16 protein-coding genes are annotated in these 17,560 nt (G+C 58.0%); 13 read left to right on the forward strand and 3 right to left on the reverse strand.

Features of this window, described 5'->3' with window-relative positions; all coding sequences use genetic code 11:
• Positions 1–165 precede the first annotated feature (165 nt).
• A complete protein-coding gene (locus tag MWU49_RS13775) occupies positions 166–492 on the forward strand; it encodes a hypothetical protein (RefSeq protein ID WP_246973440.1) in 327 nt (108 codons plus the stop codon).
• A 248-nt stretch (positions 493–740) separates the two neighbouring features.
• Here MWU49_RS13775 and MWU49_RS13780 read toward each other — a convergent pair whose 3' ends face one another.
• The 3 genes from MWU49_RS13780 to MWU49_RS13790 form a co-directional block, all read right to left on the reverse strand.
• The gene (locus tag MWU49_RS13780) at positions 741–2,555 is read right to left on the reverse strand and encodes an acyl-CoA dehydrogenase C-terminal domain-containing protein (RefSeq protein ID WP_246973443.1); all 1,815 of its coding nucleotides are present in this window, start codon (positions 2,553–2,555) and stop codon (positions 741–743) included.
• A gap of 546 nt (positions 2,556–3,101) precedes the next feature.
• Positions 3,102–3,911: an SDR family NAD(P)-dependent oxidoreductase gene (locus MWU49_RS13785; protein ID WP_246973446.1), complete on the reverse strand. Its 810-nt coding sequence runs from the start codon at positions 3,909–3,911 to the stop codon at positions 3,102–3,104.
• A 168-nt stretch (positions 3,912–4,079) separates the two neighbouring features.
• A complete protein-coding gene (locus MWU49_RS13790) occupies positions 4,080–5,780 on the reverse strand; it encodes a potassium/proton antiporter (RefSeq protein ID WP_246973449.1) in 1,701 nt (566 codons plus the stop codon).
• A gap of 370 nt (positions 5,781–6,150) precedes the next feature.
• Here MWU49_RS13790 and mnmG point away from each other — a divergent pair, with 370 nt between their 5' ends.
• The 12 genes from mnmG to atpD all read left to right on the forward strand — a co-directional run bounded on the left by mnmG (position 6,151) and on the right by atpD (position 17,557).
• Complete coding sequence (mnmG, locus tag MWU49_RS13795) at positions 6,151–8,046, forward strand: tRNA uridine-5-carboxymethylaminomethyl(34) synthesis enzyme MnmG (protein WP_246973452.1); 1,896 nt, start codon at positions 6,151–6,153, stop codon at positions 8,044–8,046.
• The gene (gene rsmG / locus MWU49_RS13800; protein WP_246973454.1) at positions 8,043–8,669 is read left to right on the forward strand and encodes a 16S rRNA (guanine(527)-N(7))-methyltransferase RsmG; all 627 of its coding nucleotides are present in this window, start codon (positions 8,043–8,045) and stop codon (positions 8,667–8,669) included. The genes mnmG and rsmG overlap by 4 nt, the downstream gene beginning before the upstream one ends.
• A 103-nt stretch (positions 8,670–8,772) precedes the next feature.
• Positions 8,773–9,570: a ParA family protein gene (locus tag MWU49_RS13805; protein ID WP_246973456.1), complete on the forward strand. Its 798-nt coding sequence runs from the start codon at positions 8,773–8,775 to the stop codon at positions 9,568–9,570.
• 74 nt (positions 9,571–9,644) lie between these two features.
• Entirely contained in the window at positions 9,645–10,565 is a 921-nt protein-coding gene (locus tag MWU49_RS13810; protein ID WP_246973458.1) for a ParB/RepB/Spo0J family partition protein, read from the forward strand.
• A gap of 375 nt (positions 10,566–10,940) precedes the next feature.
• Positions 10,941–11,393, forward strand: coding sequence for an ATP synthase subunit I (locus MWU49_RS13815; RefSeq protein ID WP_246973460.1), 453 nt, complete (start codon positions 10,941–10,943; stop codon positions 11,391–11,393).
• 16 nt (positions 11,394–11,409) lie between these two features.
• Positions 11,410–12,321, forward strand: coding sequence for a F0F1 ATP synthase subunit A (gene atpB / locus MWU49_RS13820; protein ID WP_246973463.1), 912 nt, complete (start codon positions 11,410–11,412; stop codon positions 12,319–12,321).
• Between the two features lie 56 nt (positions 12,322–12,377).
• Positions 12,378–12,599 carry a F0F1 ATP synthase subunit C gene (gene atpE / locus MWU49_RS13825; RefSeq protein WP_007151035.1) on the forward strand — a complete coding sequence of 74 codons (222 nt, stop codon included), beginning with the start codon at positions 12,378–12,380 and terminating at the stop codon, positions 12,597–12,599.
• Between the two features lie 49 nt (positions 12,600–12,648).
• Positions 12,649–13,119: a F0F1 ATP synthase subunit B gene (locus MWU49_RS13830; RefSeq protein ID WP_246973466.1), complete on the forward strand. Its 471-nt coding sequence runs from the start codon at positions 12,649–12,651 to the stop codon at positions 13,117–13,119.
• A 15-nt stretch (positions 13,120–13,134) separates the two neighbouring features.
• Entirely contained in the window at positions 13,135–13,671 is a 537-nt protein-coding gene (locus MWU49_RS13835; protein ID WP_246973469.1) for a F0F1 ATP synthase subunit delta, read from the forward strand.
• A gap of 16 nt (positions 13,672–13,687) precedes the next feature.
• Positions 13,688–15,232 (forward strand): F0F1 ATP synthase subunit alpha, encoded by a 1,545-nt coding sequence (atpA, locus tag MWU49_RS13840; protein ID WP_246973472.1) that lies wholly within the window; start codon positions 13,688–13,690, stop codon positions 15,230–15,232.
• A gap of 23 nt (positions 15,233–15,255) precedes the next feature.
• Positions 15,256–16,116: a F0F1 ATP synthase subunit gamma gene (gene atpG / locus MWU49_RS13845; RefSeq protein WP_246973476.1), complete on the forward strand. Its 861-nt coding sequence runs from the start codon at positions 15,256–15,258 to the stop codon at positions 16,114–16,116.
• 58 nt (positions 16,117–16,174) lie between these two features.
• Entirely contained in the window at positions 16,175–17,557 is a 1,383-nt protein-coding gene (gene atpD, locus MWU49_RS13850; RefSeq protein ID WP_246973480.1) for a F0F1 ATP synthase subunit beta, read from the forward strand.
• Positions 17,558–17,560 lie beyond the last annotated feature (3 nt).

The following is a 17,560-nucleotide window of genomic DNA, read 5'->3' on the forward strand; positions in this document are numbered from 1 at the left end:
CATGGATTCATTGTCATATCCTTTTGATCAGGGCTTTCCTGGCCCTGCTTCCCCGTGCATTTCTCTTTATGAATCGAAAAATGCATCTGTATGCATTGAAAAAACCTTTCCATTTTTCATCGCACATTTATCAATCAAAGAGTAAATCCAGCCCCGACGGTTTTCATGATCGGTAAAAAGAATGAGATAGAAATTCGTACGGCGCCGATTCCTGAATCTGCAACAGACCAATGGAGCATGCGCACTCAAGGGGTTCTAAAGAGGAGGTTTTCTTTCTGTCACAAAGTGATTTTCAAAAGCAGTAATGCCGTGTCCCAAAAACAGGAATTTTTCGAGGGACAAAAAATTACATTTTTTCGCGTGAAGATGCGTCAAGGCAAAACGGCAGTAAAAGAAACCGATATAAAAAGAGAGATCGATTTTTTCAAAAAACTCATGGGGTTGAAGGCGCTGAATAAGAAACGACATCAGCAGGGTGCGATAAGTATTTGAGTAAACGGCCGGGGGTATGGGTGTGGGATTTGGCTTGCAAACGAAGCCTTTCCCTATCTTGCCTGTTGCGTGAAAAATGCTGCTCCAGCGCTTTACTCCGCCCTCAGTGAACTCTGTGCCCTCTGTGGTAAATCCGCTTTTGATCTTTGCGTGCCGCGTGGTGCGTGAAGCGTGTTGCAGCCGCAGAGCGGCCAAAAAAAAGGGCGATCCGAAGATCGCCCCTTTTCCTGTTGCCGTTGGCGGCAGGCTTACTCGTAATCGAACGAGAAGTCTTCGGCCTTGAGCTTCATGATGCTGCGGGTCGGCTTCAGGGCCGCTTCCGCGTGACCCTTGGCGCTGGGCAGCATGCGCTCGAAGTAGAACTCGGCGGTGGCCAGCTTGGCCTTGTAGAATTCCGCCGGCTCGTTGCCGCCGTTCTCCAGCTTGTCCTTGGCCACGCCTGCCTGCAGTGCCCAGAAGTACGCCATCATGGCGTAACCGCTGTACATCAGGAAGTCGTAGCTGGCAGTGGAAACGATATCGCGGTCCTTGGCTGCCACCAGCATGATGCGGGTAGTCAGGTAGTTCCACTCGGCGGCAATCTTCAGCAGCTTCCAGGCGAACGGACGCAGCTTGGGATCACGCAGGTTCTTGGTGCCGAAATCCACCAGGTTCTTGGTGAAGTCACGGACACATTTGCCCTTGGTGGTCAGCAGTACCTTACGGCCCAGCAGGTCGAGGGCCTGGATGCCGGTGGTGCCTTCGTACAGGGTGGAGATACGCGCATCACGCACGATCTGCTCCATGCCGTGTTCCTTGATGTAGCCGTGGCCACCGAATACCTGCATGCCATCGTTGGCCACTTCCAGACCTTTCTCGGTGAGGAAGCCTTTCAGGATCGGAGTGAAGAAGCCCAGCTCGCTGTCCCAGTGCTCGTACTTCTTCATGTCGTTTTCCAGAATGCCGGAAATCATGTTGTCGGCGTACTGGGCAGAGAAGTACAGCATGGCACGACCGCCTTCGGCGATGGCCTTCTGCTTGAGCAGCATGCGGCGCACGTCACCGTGGTGGATCAGGCTGTCGGCGATGGCATCGGGTTCTTTCTTGCCGGACAGGGCACGCATGGACTTACGCTCTTTGGCGTAAGGCAGTGCACCCTGGTAAGACAATTCGGCGTGGGCGATACCCTGCATGGCGGTACCCAGACGGGCAGTGTTCATGAAGGTGAACATGCACTCCAGGCCCTTGTTTTCCGGGCCAATCAGGAAGCCGGTGGCTTCATCGAAGTTCATCACACACGTAGCGGATGCCTTGATGCCCATTTTCTTTTCCAGGGAACCCACATTCACACCGTTGTCTTCGCCGATCTTGCCCGGCAGGTACTTCGGTACGATGAACAGGGAGATACCCTTGGTGCCCTTCGGCGCATCCGGCAGGCGAGCCAGCACGATGTGGACAATGTTTTCCACCATGTCGTGATCGCCGGAAGAGATGAAGATCTTGGTGCCGGAAATCTTGTAGGAACCATCCTTCTGCGGCTCGGCCTTGGTCTTCACCTGACCCAGGTCAGTACCACACTGGGGTTCGGTCAGACACATGGTGCCGCCCCAGGTACCTTCGGTCAGCGGTACCAGGTAATCCTGCTTCTGCTCTTCAGAGCCGTGCAGCTGGATGGTGTTCATGGCACCCAGGGACAGACCCGGGTACATGGAGAACGACCAGTTGGCGGTGGCCATCATTTCCTGTTTGATCAGACCCAGAGACATGGGCAGGCCCTGACCGCCGTATTCCACCGGGTGGCTCAGACCCTGCCAGCCGCCAGCCTGAAACTCGGCATAGGCTTCCTTGAAGCCTTTCGGAGTGGTGACCACACCGTCTTCCAGCTTACAGCCTTCTTCGTCACCGCTTTGGTACAGCGGGCCAATGGTGTTTTCACACAGCTTGGCCATCTCACCGATGATCGCTTCCACCATATCCGGGGTCGCGTCTTCACCGTTGGGCAAGGTCTTGTAGTGACCTTCGAAATCGAACACTTCGTTCATCAAAAAGCGCATGTCGCGCACGGGAGCCTTGTAGTTCGGCATCTCAATTCCCTCGTCTAATCAGTCAGGCTGTCCATAGTCGGCCGCAGGATAAACCCGAACAGGACAGCGAATCACGGGGCGCATTGTTGGGCAAAGCTAACTTAAAGACATTGACTGCCAAGGCGGGATGGTGCTGGCGTTACGGTGAATGGGCGTTCACGGGGGGTTGAAGAGCGAGCTGCTAGCGGCGAGCAAAACCGAACATAGCGACGAAGCCGCTGTAGGAACGTAGCGCAGCGAATAACCACTCGGGGTGAGATCGGAGCCGCTGTAGGAGCTTGCCTGCAAGCGATCCGAGCCTGGGCGAGGTAAAAGGGTCGAGTCACGAGTTTCGAAAACCTAAAACCTGTAGCAAGGCATCAGGTTTGGGGTTTTGCCTTTCGAAACTCGGTACTCGAAACTCGCTTCTGGAATCCTTACCTCGCCAAGGCTCGGATCGCGGTCGAACGACCGCTCCTACAGCGGCTCCGATCGCACCTCGAGCCAAGTCCCACAGCAGCTCCGTAGAAAGGGTTTTCCTCAAAGCTCGTAGCTAGAAGCTCGGAGCTATTTCTTCCCCTTCCAGCTATACATGGAAGTGGATACCCCGATGCGGTAGGCCACTTCGTCCCAGATCTTGCGGGGCAGGGCGGCCTTGAGCAGTTCGGTGGATTTGGCAATCGGCGGCTCGATCACGAAGCTGTCTTTCTTGAGCATGCCCTTGATGATGCTCTTCACCACTTTCTCAGGCGTCAGCATGGGGGTCAGCAGGGGCGTCTTCACGCCGTCGAACATGCCGGTGGAAATATAGCTGGGGCAGACGGTGGTTACGTCCACGTTCTTGATCTTGCGCACATCCAGTTCCAGACGGATGGATTCGGAGAAACCCACCACCGCCCATTTGCTGGCCGCATAGGTGCTGCCGTAGGGCAGGCCCACAAAGGCAGAGGCACTGGCGATGTTGACCAGGTAACCCTGTTTGGCTTGGATCAGATCGTTGAGGAAGGCATGGGTCATCGCCATCAGCCCTTCGCTATTGATACGGAAGGTGTTCAGATGCTGCTCCAGCTCCACCTGCTCGAACTCGCCCCCGAACACCACCCCGGCATTGTTGATCAGCGCCGTGATCGGGCCCACTTCCTCATGCAGCTTGTCGCGGAATTTGGCGATGGAGGCCAGTTTGCTCACATCCAGCACATAGGCATGGGCCTTGCCACCGGCTGCCTTGATCCGCTCCGCCACCTCACGGGCAGCGGCAATCCGGCGAGCCGTGACGATCACCTCGGCCCCCAGTTTGGCAAACTCTTCCGCCATCAAGGCGCCAATACCGGCACCGGCGCCGGTGATCAGAATGCGGTGATTATCAAAACGGGCCATGGCAATTCCTTAGCTACAAGCTTCAAGCTACAAGCTGCAACGCGAGGGCAGTCTGTAGGGTGTTGGGACGTTGTCGTCGCGATTCACCTCCGGGCGCGGGCACGGAGGTACTGAATAAAGGAGTGTTTACCGCGCCTTGCAGCTTGAAGCTTGTCGCTTGCAGCTGCTTTACCCCGGCAGTTTCAGGCCAGCCATCACCACCAGCCCGTCTTCCACCGATCTGGCCCGCAGTCGCAGGCCGCTGATGCGTACCGTATCACCGACCACCGCCTGTTTCCCCACCTGTTTGGTAAACAGCTCGGTCACCGTGAGGCCCTGCCATAGCGGCGGTGGTGCCTCCACGCCGTAGATGGCCACCAGTTGTGCCACCGGAGTCTTGCCGATCACGGTGAAGTCGCCGTAGTAGCGTTTCTCATCCGGACTCATGTGGTGACACAGATCGGACAGGGCGGGTTTGTGAGAGAGCGGGGCCAGCCAGCTGATCAGGTCTCCCGCCTCGATCACCGGCTCTTCCGTGGGGCTGTGGACCTTGTGATCACGGTACAGCATCAACGGGGTGCGCTCGTCATCAGACAATTCATTCAGGGGCTTGCCCACCGCCCGGGCGCCTTCCTCTACCTGAAACTGCAGCAGGAAACGGTCCCGCGGCGCGGCCAGGGCTACAGTCTGGCGGGCCTCGGTGGAAGGGGGAATCGATACCTTCATGCGCCGCGCCATGAAGCGCAGGCTGGCCCCCTGGCCAATCAGGGAGATCAGCACCACCACCAGGGTGATGTCGAACAGCAGGTAGGTCTGCTCCACCCCGGCCAGCAGCGGGAACACCGCCAGCACGATGGGTACCGCGCCGCGCAACCCGGTCCAGGCAATGAACATTTCTTCCCGGGCCTTGAAGCGGAACGGCAACAGGCTCATCCACACCGCCATGGGGCGTGCCAGCAGCATCAGGAATGCCGCCACCGCCAGGGCCCACAGCAGGTGGTCGGTCAGCCGTGACGGCGTCACCAGCAACCCGAGAATCAGGAACATGCCGGACTGGGCCAGCCAGGCCATGGAATCCATGGACTTGAGCACGTTGTCACCGGTGCCGCCGCGACGGTTGCCCGCCACCAGCCCGGTCAGGTAAATGGCCAGAAAGCCGGAACCGCCCACCAGGTTGGTGATGGCAAACACCATGGCGCCGCCACTGCACAGCAGCAGCGCATGCAGGCCCTCATTGCTGCGCACCCGCAGTAGCAGTTCGCTGATCACCACCCCCAGCAACAACCCCAGCAGGGCCCCCAGGCCGAACTGCTTGAGCAGGGTAATGGCCATGCCCAATCCCCACTGGGCATCCGGGTCCACCAGCATGCCCACCAGCATCAGGGTAATAAAGATGGCCATGGGGTCGTTAAGGCCGGACTCGATCTCCAGGGTGCTGGCCACCCGCTCGTTGAGTTTCACCCCGGCACCCTTGATCACACTGAATACCGCCGCCGCATCGGTGGAGCCGATAATGCCGCCCAGCAACAGCCCCAGACGCCAGTCGATGCCCATCAACCAGGTAGCAAAGGCACCCACCAGGCCGGCGGAAATCGCCACCCCCAGGGTGGCCAGGCTCAGCGCCGGCCACAGCCCCAGTTTGAAAGTGCTTAATTGGGTGCGCAGCCCGCCATCCAGCAGGATCACCGCCAACGCGATGTTGCCAATCACATAGGCGGTGGAAAAATCATTGAATTCAATCCCGCCCAGCCCGTCTTCACCGGCCAGCATCCCCACCACCAGAAAGATCAGCAGCGACGGCACCCCAAAGCGGGCACTGAACGAGCCCAGCAGCAGGCCGGTAAACATCAGCCCGGTGCCGACAAGGAGAAAAAGGTTGAGAGAATCCAAGGGGTTTTCCGGTTAAGTGAGATCAACGTTCTATAGTAGAATAGCTTACACGCAACAAGAGATGCGCTACACGTTTGCCGTAGGAGCGTCGCTTGCGGCGCGATTCCAAACCAGGATCAAAAGCATTTCCACCACAGAGCGCACAGGGTTCACAGAGAAAAACCATCTTTCCTCAGTGATCTCTGTGGGCTCTGTGGTAAAGCAGTCTTTAACGACGTGGGTTATCGCGCCGCGAGCGACGCTCCTACGGCGTGGTTTGGTGGCATGGTTTGAGACGCGTGATGCTTGCAGCGTGGAGCGTTCTCCCTATACTATCGCGCCCCTTTGATCATATTTTGAGCAGCAGGCAAGCCTGCGAGGTTGTTGTCAGATGGATTATTCCCAGCGTTTTGGCGTGATCGTGATCGGTGGCGGTCATGCCGGTACCGAAGCCGCCCTGGCGTCTGCGCGCATGGGCGTGTCCACCCTGTTGCTCACCCATAACATCGAAACCCTCGGCCAGATGAGCTGCAACCCGGCCATCGGCGGGATCGGCAAGAGCCATCTGGTGCGTGAGATCGACGCTCTCGGCGGCGCCATGGCCCGCGCCACCGACAAAGGCGGCATCCAGTTTCGTGTGCTCAATGCCCGCAAGGGCCCGGCGGTGCGGGCTACCCGCGCCCAGGCGGATCGCATCCGCTACAAGGCGGCGATTCGCGAGACGCTGGAAAACCAGCCCAACCTGACCATCTTCCAGCAGCCCGTTGACGACCTGATCGTGGACAATGGCCGCTGTGTCGGCGCCGTTACCAACATGGGCCTGCGTTTTCATGCCGATGCGGTGGTGCTGTGTACCGGCACCTTCCTGGGTGGCGTCATCCATATTGGTCTGGATAACCATCAGGGTGGCCGTGCCGGCGATCAGCCCTCCAATGCCCTGGCCCGCCGCCTGCGTGAGCTGCCGTTCCGGGTGGACCGCCTCAAGACCGGCACCCCGCCGCGCATCGATGGCAAGACCGTGGACTTTTCGGTGATGGAAGAGCAGTGGGGCGATACCCCGCTGCCGGTGATGAGCTATCTGGGCAAGGTGGAGGAACACCCGCGCCAGATCTGCTGCTATATCACCCATACCAATGCCCAGACCCACGACATCATCCGCAGTGGCTTTGATCGCAGCCCCATGTTCACCGGCGTGATCGAAGGCACCGGCCCGCGCTACTGTCCGTCCATTGAAGACAAGGTGAACCGTTATCCGGACAAGGATACCCACCAGATCTTCGTGGAGCCGGAAGGGCTGGACACCCACGAGCTGTACCCCAACGGTATCTCTACCAGCCTGCCGTTCGATGTGCAGCTGCAGGCGGTGCGTTCCATCCGTGGCTTCGAGAACGCCCACATTACTCGCCCCGGCTATGCCATCGAGTATGACTTCTTCAATCCCCAGGATCTGAAGCACAGCCTGGAGACCAAGCACATGCCCGGTCTGTTCTTCGCCGGCCAGATCAATGGCACCACCGGTTATGAAGAAGCCGGTGCCCAGGGGTTGCTGGCGGGCCTGAACGCGGCCCGTCTGAGTATGGAGCAGGAGGCCTGGACCCCCCGTCGTGACGAGGCCTACATCGGCGTGCTGGTGGATGACCTGATCACCATGGGCACCCAGGAGCCCTACCGCATGTTCACCAGTCGTGCCGAATACCGGCTGTTGCTGCGTGAAGACAATGCCGACCTGCGTCTTACCGAAAAGGGCCGCGAACTGGGGCTGGTGGACGACGAGCGCTGGGCCGCCTTCAACGCCAAGCGCGAAGGCATGGTGCAGGAAGAGCAGCGCCTGAAGAGCACCTGGGTGCGCCCGCAGACCCCGCAGGCCGAGGCAGTGAACCAGTTGATCGAGAATCCGCTGACCCGCGAATACAACCTGCTGGACCTGCTCAAGCGCCCGGAACTGGATTACGCCAGCCTGGCCGAGGCGGTGGCACTGGAAGATCGCCCGGCTGCGGACGTGGTCGAGCAGATGGAAATTCTTGCCAAGTATGCCGGCTATATTGATCGCCAGACCGATGAGATCGAAAAGCTGCGCGCCGCGGAAACCACCGCGCTGCCGGCGGATTTCGACTATGAGCAGGTGAAAGGCCTGTCCAACGAGGTGAAGCAGAAGCTTGGCACCGTGCGCCCGGAAACCCTGGGTCAGGCCGGCCGTATTCCCGGGGTGACCCCGGCGGCGATCTCGCTGCTGATGATTTACCTGAAAAAACACCACCACCAGAAAAAGGCCGCCCAACAAGCATGAGCCTGCCTGCACAACTGGCTGACACCCTCTCCCGGGGCATTGATGCCCTGGGTCTGTCCCTCAGCGATGACCAGCAGCGCTTGCTGCTCAACTATGTCGAACTGCTGGTGAAATGGAACCAGGCCTATAACCTGACTGCCATCCGTGACCCCCATGAAATGGTCACCCGACATCTGCTCGATTCCCTGGCGGTACTGCCGTTCGTGGAACAGGGCGATACCCTGGATGTGGGCACCGGTGCCGGCATCCCCGGCATCATTCTGGCCGTCTCCCGCCCGCAACAGTCCTTTACCCTGCTGGATTCCAACGGCAAGAAGACCCGTTTTGTGCGTCAGGCACGGCGAGAGCTGGGTCTGGATAACGTGGAGGTTGTACACGGTCGCGTGGAACAGTACCGTAAAGCACCATCACAAATTATTTGCCGGGCCTTTGCCTCCTTGTCGGACATGCTGGCGCTGATGACGCCCATAATGACCGACAATACCCGTCTGCTGGCCATGAAAGCGGCCAGCACGGAAGAGGAACTGGCCACCCTGCCCGCACAGTGGCAGGGGCATCACCACACCCTGACGGTTCCCGGGCTGGACGAGCCGCGTACCCTGGTGGTGGTGAACAAGGCCTGATGTCTGTGTCTGGCATCGTCGAATGGATTGTGGGAGCTTGCCTGCAAGCGATTTCGTCGAGCATCGAGCCTCTGGCGTCAGGCGTACAATCAAGGAGAACAGCGTGACCACCGTATTTGCCGTAGCGAACCAGAAAGGCGGCGTGGGGAAGACAACCAGCAGTGTCAATCTGGCTGCGTCACTGGCCGCCACCCGCAAGCGGGTACTGCTGGTAGACATTGACCCCCAGGGCAATGCGACCACCGGCTCCGGGGTGGACAAGTTCGACACCGACTACACCATCTATGATGTGCTCTGCGACGAGGTGCCCACCGAACAGGCCATCGTGCAGACCCCGGAAGACAGCGGCTTCGACCTGATCACCGCCAATGGCGACCTGACCGCCGCGGAAGTGCAGCTGCTGGAAATGAAATCCCGGGAGTTTCGTCTGCGCAATGCGCTGGCGCGGATCCGCGACAACTACGATTACATTCTCATCGACTGCCCGCCGTCCCTGAACATGCTCACCGTCAATGCGCTGACCGCGGCGGATTCAGTGATTGTGCCGATCCAGTGCGAGTACTACGCCCTGGAAGGTCTCACCGCGTTGATGAACACCATCGAAAAGATCCGCACGGTGCTCAACCCCAAGCTGCACATCGGCGGCCTGCTGCGCACCATGTACGATCCGCGCAACAGCCTGTCCAACGATGTGTCCAACCAGCTGATCAGTCACTTTGGCGACAAGGTCTACCGCACCATCATTCCACGCAACGTGCGGCTGGCGGAAGCGCCCAGCCACGGTGCCCCGGTGATCACCTACGATCCCAAGTCCCGTGGCGCGGTAAGCTACCTGGCCCTGGCCGGCGAAATCCTGCGCCGCGAACAGGCGCTCAAGAACCCGCCGGCAGCGGCATCGTAATTGCAGGCGGTTGGAATTGTTTTTGCGCGTCAGGCATCCAGCGTCTGGCGTCTGGCGTAATTTAAGGAATCACCATGGCGGCAAAGCGTAAGCGCGGTCTCAGCAAGGGCCTGGATGCCCTGCTCAGCAGCAACGAGTCCTACCAGCAGCGGCACCAGGAAGAGGTCAGCGTTCAGCAGACTGAAGCGCAACCGGATCCGGTGTCACAACCGCCCCGCGACGGCGAGCTGCGCCACCTGCCGGTGGAATACATGGAGCGTGGCCGCTACCAGCCGCGCCGGGACATGTCCCCGGATGCTCTCGAAGAGCTGGCAGAGTCCATCCGCGCCCAGGGCGTGATGCAGCCCATCGTGGTGCGCCCGCTGGGTGAAAAGCGCTACGAGATCATTGCGGGTGAGCGCCGCTGGCGTGCCGCGCAGATGGCGGAGCTGGAAACCATCCCGGCAGTGGTCCGCGAGGTCCCCGACGAAGCCGCCATCGCCATGGCCCTGATCGAAAACATCCAGCGGGAAAACCTCAATCCCATGGAAGAGGCCATTGCCCTTGGCCGGCTGAAAGAAGAATTCGGCCTCACCCACCAGCAGGTCGCCGATGCAGTGGGTAAATCCCGCGCCATGGTCACCAACCTGTTGCGCCTGATGGGTCTGGAACCCGATGTGAAGAAGCTGCTCGAGCACGGCGATCTGGAAATGGGCCACGCCCGCGCCCTGCTGGCCCTGGAAGGCAACAAGCAGATCGAAGCCGCGCGCACCGTGGTCGCCAAGGGTCTGTCGGTGCGTCAAACCGAAGAGCTGGTACGGGACTTCGAAAAAGCCAAGCCGGCCAAACCGGCCCCGGCCAAGGAAGATCCCAACGTCAAGGCACTGGTCAACGACCTGTCCGAGCGCCTCGGCGCCCCGGTGCAGCTGCAATCCGGCCAGGGCGGCAAGGGCAAGCTGGTGATCAGCTACAACAACCTGGATGAACTGGACGGCATCCTGGCGCATATCAAGTAGAACGCCGGATGCTGGATGCCTGACGCCAGACGCCAGACGCTAAACCAAACCCCTGCTCAAGGCACCTGTGGGAGCTTGCCTGCAAGCGATTTACCGCCATTCGCGTGCAAGCACGCTCCCACAGTAAGTCGCCTACAAGGCCCGGCACCTGAAGCCTGAAAAGGATTGCGCAAGAGTAAACAAATAAATTCTCACGGGCCTGAATGGTGTTCCGTGCGGGCCTGGCAACACCCTGAAGCAAATTGGCCTACCACCATGGTCTAACTTTGACTAACAATCCACGCTCTATGGTTGCGACTTGCGTGCCAACTCCATATACTTCGCCGCGCTAACGATCAGGGGTGCCCAAGACCTTGCGCCTGGTGCGGCATCAACATGCATCAGCCCAGAGGCTTCACGGTGACCACCAGCAACGAATTCCAGCCCCACAGAACATTGTTCTGGGGGTTAATGCGCGCTCAACTAGCCGCCATTGTGGTGTTCGCCTTGCTGGTCACAGCAGTTGCCGGCACCTTGGCCGGCCTGATAGCCGCCTGGGGTGGGACTATCAGCCTGATCGCTTACGCCTGGGGCGGCTACCAGATATGGATGCACCCCAAAAACCATATGCCAAAGCGTATGGCCACCGCGGCAGTACGGGCGGAAATGGGCAAGATCGCAATCATGTTATTGCTGTTCTGGCTGACCTTTTCCAAAGTCCCCGAAACCCGGGAAATGAAGATTGCAATGGTTCTGCTGTTAGGCTTCCTGATCGCCCAGGTCGTGGGCTGGATTCAGGTGGCGCGCCTCGACGGACGCACAGCAGGGCAAGACGGGCAAAACGACTGAGACTGTAGGTATCAATATGGCTGGTAGCTCTCCAGGCGAGTACATCAAGCACCATTTGGGTAATCTGACCTATGGCGAACTGCCTGAAGGCTATGTCCGTGAATGTAGCGGTCGTGATACGCAGACTCTGACCGAGTCCACCTGGACTTTTGCCTGTAACGGCACCGAAGCCAAAGACATGGGCTTCATGGCTTTCCACGTGGATTCCCTGGCCTGGTCCGGCGGCCTCGGCATCATCATGTGCCTGCTGTTCTGGATGGGTGCCCGCAAGGCCACCGCCGGCGTTCCTTCCGGTTTCATGAACTTCATCGAAACCATCATCGAATTCATCGACACCCAGGTTCGTGATTCTTTCCACGGCAAGAGCAAGCTGGTGGCACCGCTGTCACTGGTGATCTTCTGCTGGGTATTCCTGATGAACCTGATGGATCTGGTCCCGGTCGACTTTATTCCGGGCACCTTTAGCTGGGTCATGACGTCTTTCTTCGGCTGGACCGCCCAGGAAGCCTACTTCAAGATCGTGCCCAGCACTGACCCGAACATCACCCTGTCCATGTCCTTCTCTGTGATGCTGCTGGTGATCTTCTTCACCATCAAGGCAAAAGGCGTGGGCGGTTTTGTCGGTACCCTGGCTCTGCATCCGTTCGAGTCCAGCAACCCGATCGTGAAAACCATTCTGATCCCGGTAAACCTGCTGCTGGAGACCATCGGTCTGCTGGCCAAGCCGGTTTCCCTGGGTCTGCGACTGTTCGGCAACATGTACGCCGGTGAGTTCGTGTTTATTCTGCTGGCCGCCATGATGGGCACCTGGCAGTTTATCGGTGCCTGGCCGTGGGCGGTGTTCCATATTCTGGTTATCACCCTGCAGGCATTTATCTTCATGGTACTCACTATCGTGTACCTGAGCATGGCGGTCGAAGACCACTAAGATTTTTTAAACCGGTTTTTAATTAAACCAACCAAGCACTTAACGGGAGTGTAAAGATGGAAGGCATTCAATTTCTTGCTGCTGCTATCGTAGCTGGCCTGGCGGCCATCGGCGCAGGTCTGGGTTTCGGCATGATGGGTGGCCGTTTTCTGGAATCTGTAGCTCGTCAGCCTGAACTGGCTCCGATGCTGCAAACCCGCATGTTCATCATCGCTGGTCTGCTGGATGCTGTGCCGATTATCTGTATCGCTATCGCGTTCCTGCTGATCTTCCAGTAATCGATCGCGTTTGATCCGGTAAATTACCTAACGCGATTGAGGTGATGGCATGAACATCAACATGACGATCATCGGCCAGGCTATCTGGTTCGCACTGTTCGTATTCTTCTGCATGAAGTTCGTCTGGCCGCCCATTTCCCGGGCCCTGGAAGAGCGCAAGCAGAAAATTGCCGAGGGCCTGAGTGCCGCAGATCGTGCCGAGCGCGATCTGGAGCTGGCTCAGGAAAAGGCGACCGCCAATCTCAAAGAAGCTAAAGAGAAGGCGGCCGAAATCATTGATCAGGCCAACCGCCGGGCTAATCAGATTGTGGATGAGGCAAAAGAAGCCGCGCGCACCGAAGGTGAGCGTCTGGTAGCCAAAGCCCAGTCTGAGATTGACCAAGAAGTTAATCAGGCTCGCGAGCAGCTGCGTAAAGAAGTTGCCGTACTGGCGTTGTCTGGTGCCGAGAAGGTACTGGGCGGCGAAGTAAACCAGGACGCGCACAAGCAGATGCTTGAGCAGCTGGCGGCTGAACTCTGAGACTACGGGTAACCCATGGCTGAACTGACCACCATCGCACGCCCCTACGCCAAGGCCGCCTTTGTTTTTGCAAAAGAACAGGGCGCCCTGGAGAAGTGGGAAAAGATGCTGGGCCTGGCAGCAGCAGTGGCAGGTGATGCCAGCATGCGTGCTTACCTTGACCAGCCGGAACTGGATGACACCGCCAAGGTGGCTGCTTTTGCAGACGTCTGCGGTGAAGAACTCGACGAGAGCGGGCGCAACTTCGTTGCGCAGCTGGCGCAGAACAAGCGTCTGCCGCTGTTGCCGATCATCCTGCAACTGTTCCATGAGCTTCTTGCTGCGGAACAGCAGTTCACCGATGTGGAGCTGATCTCCGCATTCGAGATGGACGATGCTGTTACCGACAAGCTGGTAGCCGCTTTGAAAAAACGCCTTGGCACCGACGTGAATGTCACCACGTCTGTGGACCAGTCCCTGATTGGAGGCGTGCTGGTGCGAGCCGGCGATACCGTAATTGATGGCAGTGTGCGTGGCAGACTGAACCGTCTGGCAGAGCAACTGAACTCTTGAGTTTGAGGGATTAGAGATGCAGCAACTCAACCCGTCCGAAATCAGCGAGATTATCAAGTCGCGCATCGCGAAACTTGATACCTCCACCGAAGCACGTAACGAAGGTACTGTAGTATCCGTATCTGACGGTATTGTGCGTATTCACGGTCTTGCCGATGTAATGTTCGGTGAGATGATCGAGTTTGAGGGCGGCATCTACGGCATGGCCCTTAACCTCGAGCAGGATTCCGTTGGCGCCGTGGTACTGGGCGACTACCTGAGCCTGGCCGAAGGTCAGAAGGTACGTTGTACTGGCCGCATCCTGGAAGTTCCGGTTGGTCCGGAGCTGCTGGGTCGCGTCGTTGACTCCCTGGGTAACCCGATCGATGGCAAAGGCCCGATCAATGCTTCCGCTACCGACGCGGTAGAAAAGGTTGCTCCTGGCGTTATCTGGCGTAAGGAAGTTAACGAGCCGGTTCAGACTGGCTACAAGGCGATCGACTCCATGGTGCCGATCGGTCGTGGTCAGCGTGAGCTGATCATTGGTGACCGTCAGATCGGTAAGACCGCAGTAGCTGTCGATTCCATCATTGCCCAGAAGGGCACTGGCGTTAAGTGTATCTACGTTGCGGTTGGCCAGAAGCAGTCCACCATCGCCAACGTGGTACGCAAGCTGGAAGAGCACGGTGCAATGGATCACACCATCATCGTTGCCGCTTCCGCTTCCGATCCGGCTTCCATGCAGTTCCTGGCACCCTTCGCCGGTTGTGCCATGGGCGAATACTTCCGCGACCGCGGTGAAGATGCCCTGATCGTATATGATGACCTGACCAAGCAAGCCTGGGCGTATCGTCAGATCTCCCTGCTGCTGCGTCGTCCGCCGGGCCGTGAAGCTTATCCTGGTGACGTGTTCTACCTGCACTCCCGTCTGCTGGAGCGCGCCGCCAAGGTCAGCGAAGAATACGTAGAGAAGTTCACCAACGGTGAAGTGAAAGGCAAGACCGGTTCTCTGACCGCCCTGCCGATCATCGAAACCCAGGGTGGTGACGTATCTGCATTCGTACCGACCAACGTGATCTCCATCACCGATGGTCAGATCTTCCTGGAAACCGACCTGTTCAACTCCGGCGTACGTCCGGCCATGAACGCCGGTGTGTCTGTATCCCGTGTAGGTGGTGCAGCCCAGACCAAGATCGTTAAGAAGCTCGGCGGTGGTATCCGTCTGGCACTGGCTCAGTACCGTGAACTGGCGGCCTTCGCCCAGTTCGCTTCCGACCTCGACGATTCCACTCGTGAGCAGCTGGAACATGGTCAGGCCGTTACCGAGCTGATGAAGCAGAAGCAGTACAGCCCGCTGAGCGTTGCTGAGATGGGTGTTGTTCTGTACGCCGCTAACGAAGGTTACCTGAAAGGTATCGAAATCGAGAAAATCGGTTCCTTCGAAACGGCCATGCTGGACTACATGAACAGCGAAAAGAAAGCGTTGATGGACAAGATCAACGAGAAGGGTGACTACAACGGCGACATCGAGGGTGAGATCAAGGAATCTCTCGATCAGTTCAAAGCCACCCAGACCTGGTAATTCGCTGATAAAAGGTACTTCCTATGGCCAGCGGTAAAGAGATCAAAGGCAAGATTGCCAGCGTCCAGAGCACGAAAAAGATTACCCGTGCAATGGAAATGGTGGCAGCTTCCAAGATGCGTAAGGCACAAGAGCGTATGGCGGCTTCCAAGCCGTACGCCAGCCGCATGCGTCAGGTGGTTGCCCATCTGGCCAATGCTGATCTGGAATACCGGCACAGCTACCTGCAAGAGCGGGAAGTAAAGAACGTTGGCTACATCGTAGTGACCTCTGACCGGGGTCTCTGCGGTGGTCTCAACGTGAACCTGCTGAAGAACGTCGTCAAAAGCGCGAAAGAGTGGGAAGACAAAGGCGCCAAAGCCCAGTACTGCGTAGTGGGTACCAAAGGTGTGTCTTTCTTCAAGAGCGTAGGCGGCTCGGTGGAAGCGACCGTGAACGGTCTGGGTGATACTCCTCACCTGAACGATCTGATCGGTTCCATCAAGGTAATGCTGGATGCCTATGACAATGGTGCTATCGACCGTCTGTACATCGTGTACAACGAATTCGTGAACACCATGACCCAGGCGCCGACCAACATTCAGCTTCTGCCGCTTGAAGCGGGCGAAGACGAAGAGTTGAAGCGCCACTGGGACTACATTTACGAGCCCGCTCCGAAAGAGCTGCTGGACGAACTGCTGGTGCGGTTCATCGAGTCCCAGGTCTATCAGGGTGTGGTTGAAAACAATGCCTGTGAGCAGGCAGCGCGTATGATCGCGATGAAAGCGGCCAGCGATAATGCCGGTGACATCATTCGTGATCTGCAGTTGGTGTACAACAAGGCACGCCAGGCTGCAATTACGCAGGAAATCTCCGAAATCGTTGGTGGTGCTGCTGCGGTCTGATTTGTCAGCAGACAAATGTGTAAGACGCGGCAAAAACGCAAGTTAAGAGGATGCAAGCATGAGTAGCGGTCGTATTGTTCAGATCATCGGTGCTGTAATCGACGTGGAATTTTCACGCGAAGACGTACCGAAGGTATATGACGCCCTCACCGTGGACGGTACTGAAACCACGCTGGAAGTTCAGCAGCAGCTGGGCGACGGCGTAGTCCGTACCATCGCCATGGGCTCCACCGAAGGTCTGAAGCGTGGTATCTCCGTGACCGACACTGGTGAGCCGATTCAGGTACCGGTAGGCACCAAGACCCTGGGCCGTATCATGGACGTGCTGGGTCGCCCGATCGACGAAGCCGGTCCTATCGGTGAAGAAGAGCGCATGTCTATTCACCGTGCGGCTCCTACTTACGCTGAGCAGGCAGCTACCAACGAACTGCTGGAAACCGGCATCAAGGTAATCGACCTGGTTTGCCCCTTCGCGAAAGGCGGTAAGGTTGGTCTGTTCGGTGGTGCGGGTGTAGGTAAAACCGTAAACATGATGGAGCTGATCCGGAACATCGCGATCGAGCACTCCGGTTTCTCCGTGTTTGCGGGTGTGGGTGAGCGTACTCGTGAGGGTAACGACTTCTACCACGAAATGAAGGATTCCAACGTACTGGATAAGGTATCGCTGGTTTACGGTCAGATGAACGAGCCGCCTGGTAACCGTCTGCGTGTAGCGCTGACCGGTCTGACCATGGCCGAGAAGTTCCGTGACGAAGGTCGTGACGTACTGTTCTTCGTTGATAACATCTACCGTTACACCCTGGCCGGTACCGAAGTATCCGCTCTGCTGGGTCGTATGCCTTCTGCGGTAGGTTACCAGCCGACTCTGGCGGAAGAGATGGGCGTTCTGCAGGAACGTATTACCTCCACCAAGGTAGGTTCCATCACCTCCGTACAGGCCGTATACGTACCTGCGGATGACTTGACTGACCCGTCTCCGGCTACCACCTTTGCTCACCTGGATTCCACTGTATCCCTGAGCCGTGACATCGCCTCCAAGGGTATCTACCCGGCGATCGACCCGCTGGATTCCACCTCTCGTCAGCTGGATCCGCTGGTAATCGGTCAGGAACACTACGACATCGCTCGTGGCGTTCAGATGGTGCTGCAGCGCTTCAAGGAGCTGAAGGACATCATCGCGATTCTGGGTATGGACGAACTGTCTGAAGAAGACAAGCAGGTCGTATCCCGCGCGCGTAAGATCGAGCGTTTCCTGTCCCAGCCGTTCTTCGTGGCAGAAGTATTTACCGGTTCCCCGGGCAAGTACGTATCCCTGAAGGACACTCTGGCAGGTTTCCGCGGTATTCTGGACGGCGACTACGACCACATTCCGGAGCAGGACTTCTACATGAAGGGTTCTATCGACGAAGTGGTAGAAGCCTACAACAAGCGTAGCAAGTAACCT

It is taken from the genome of Alcanivorax sp. S6407 (assembly GCF_023016115.1).
GTDB lineage: Bacteria > Pseudomonadota > Gammaproteobacteria > Pseudomonadales > Alcanivoracaceae > Alcanivorax.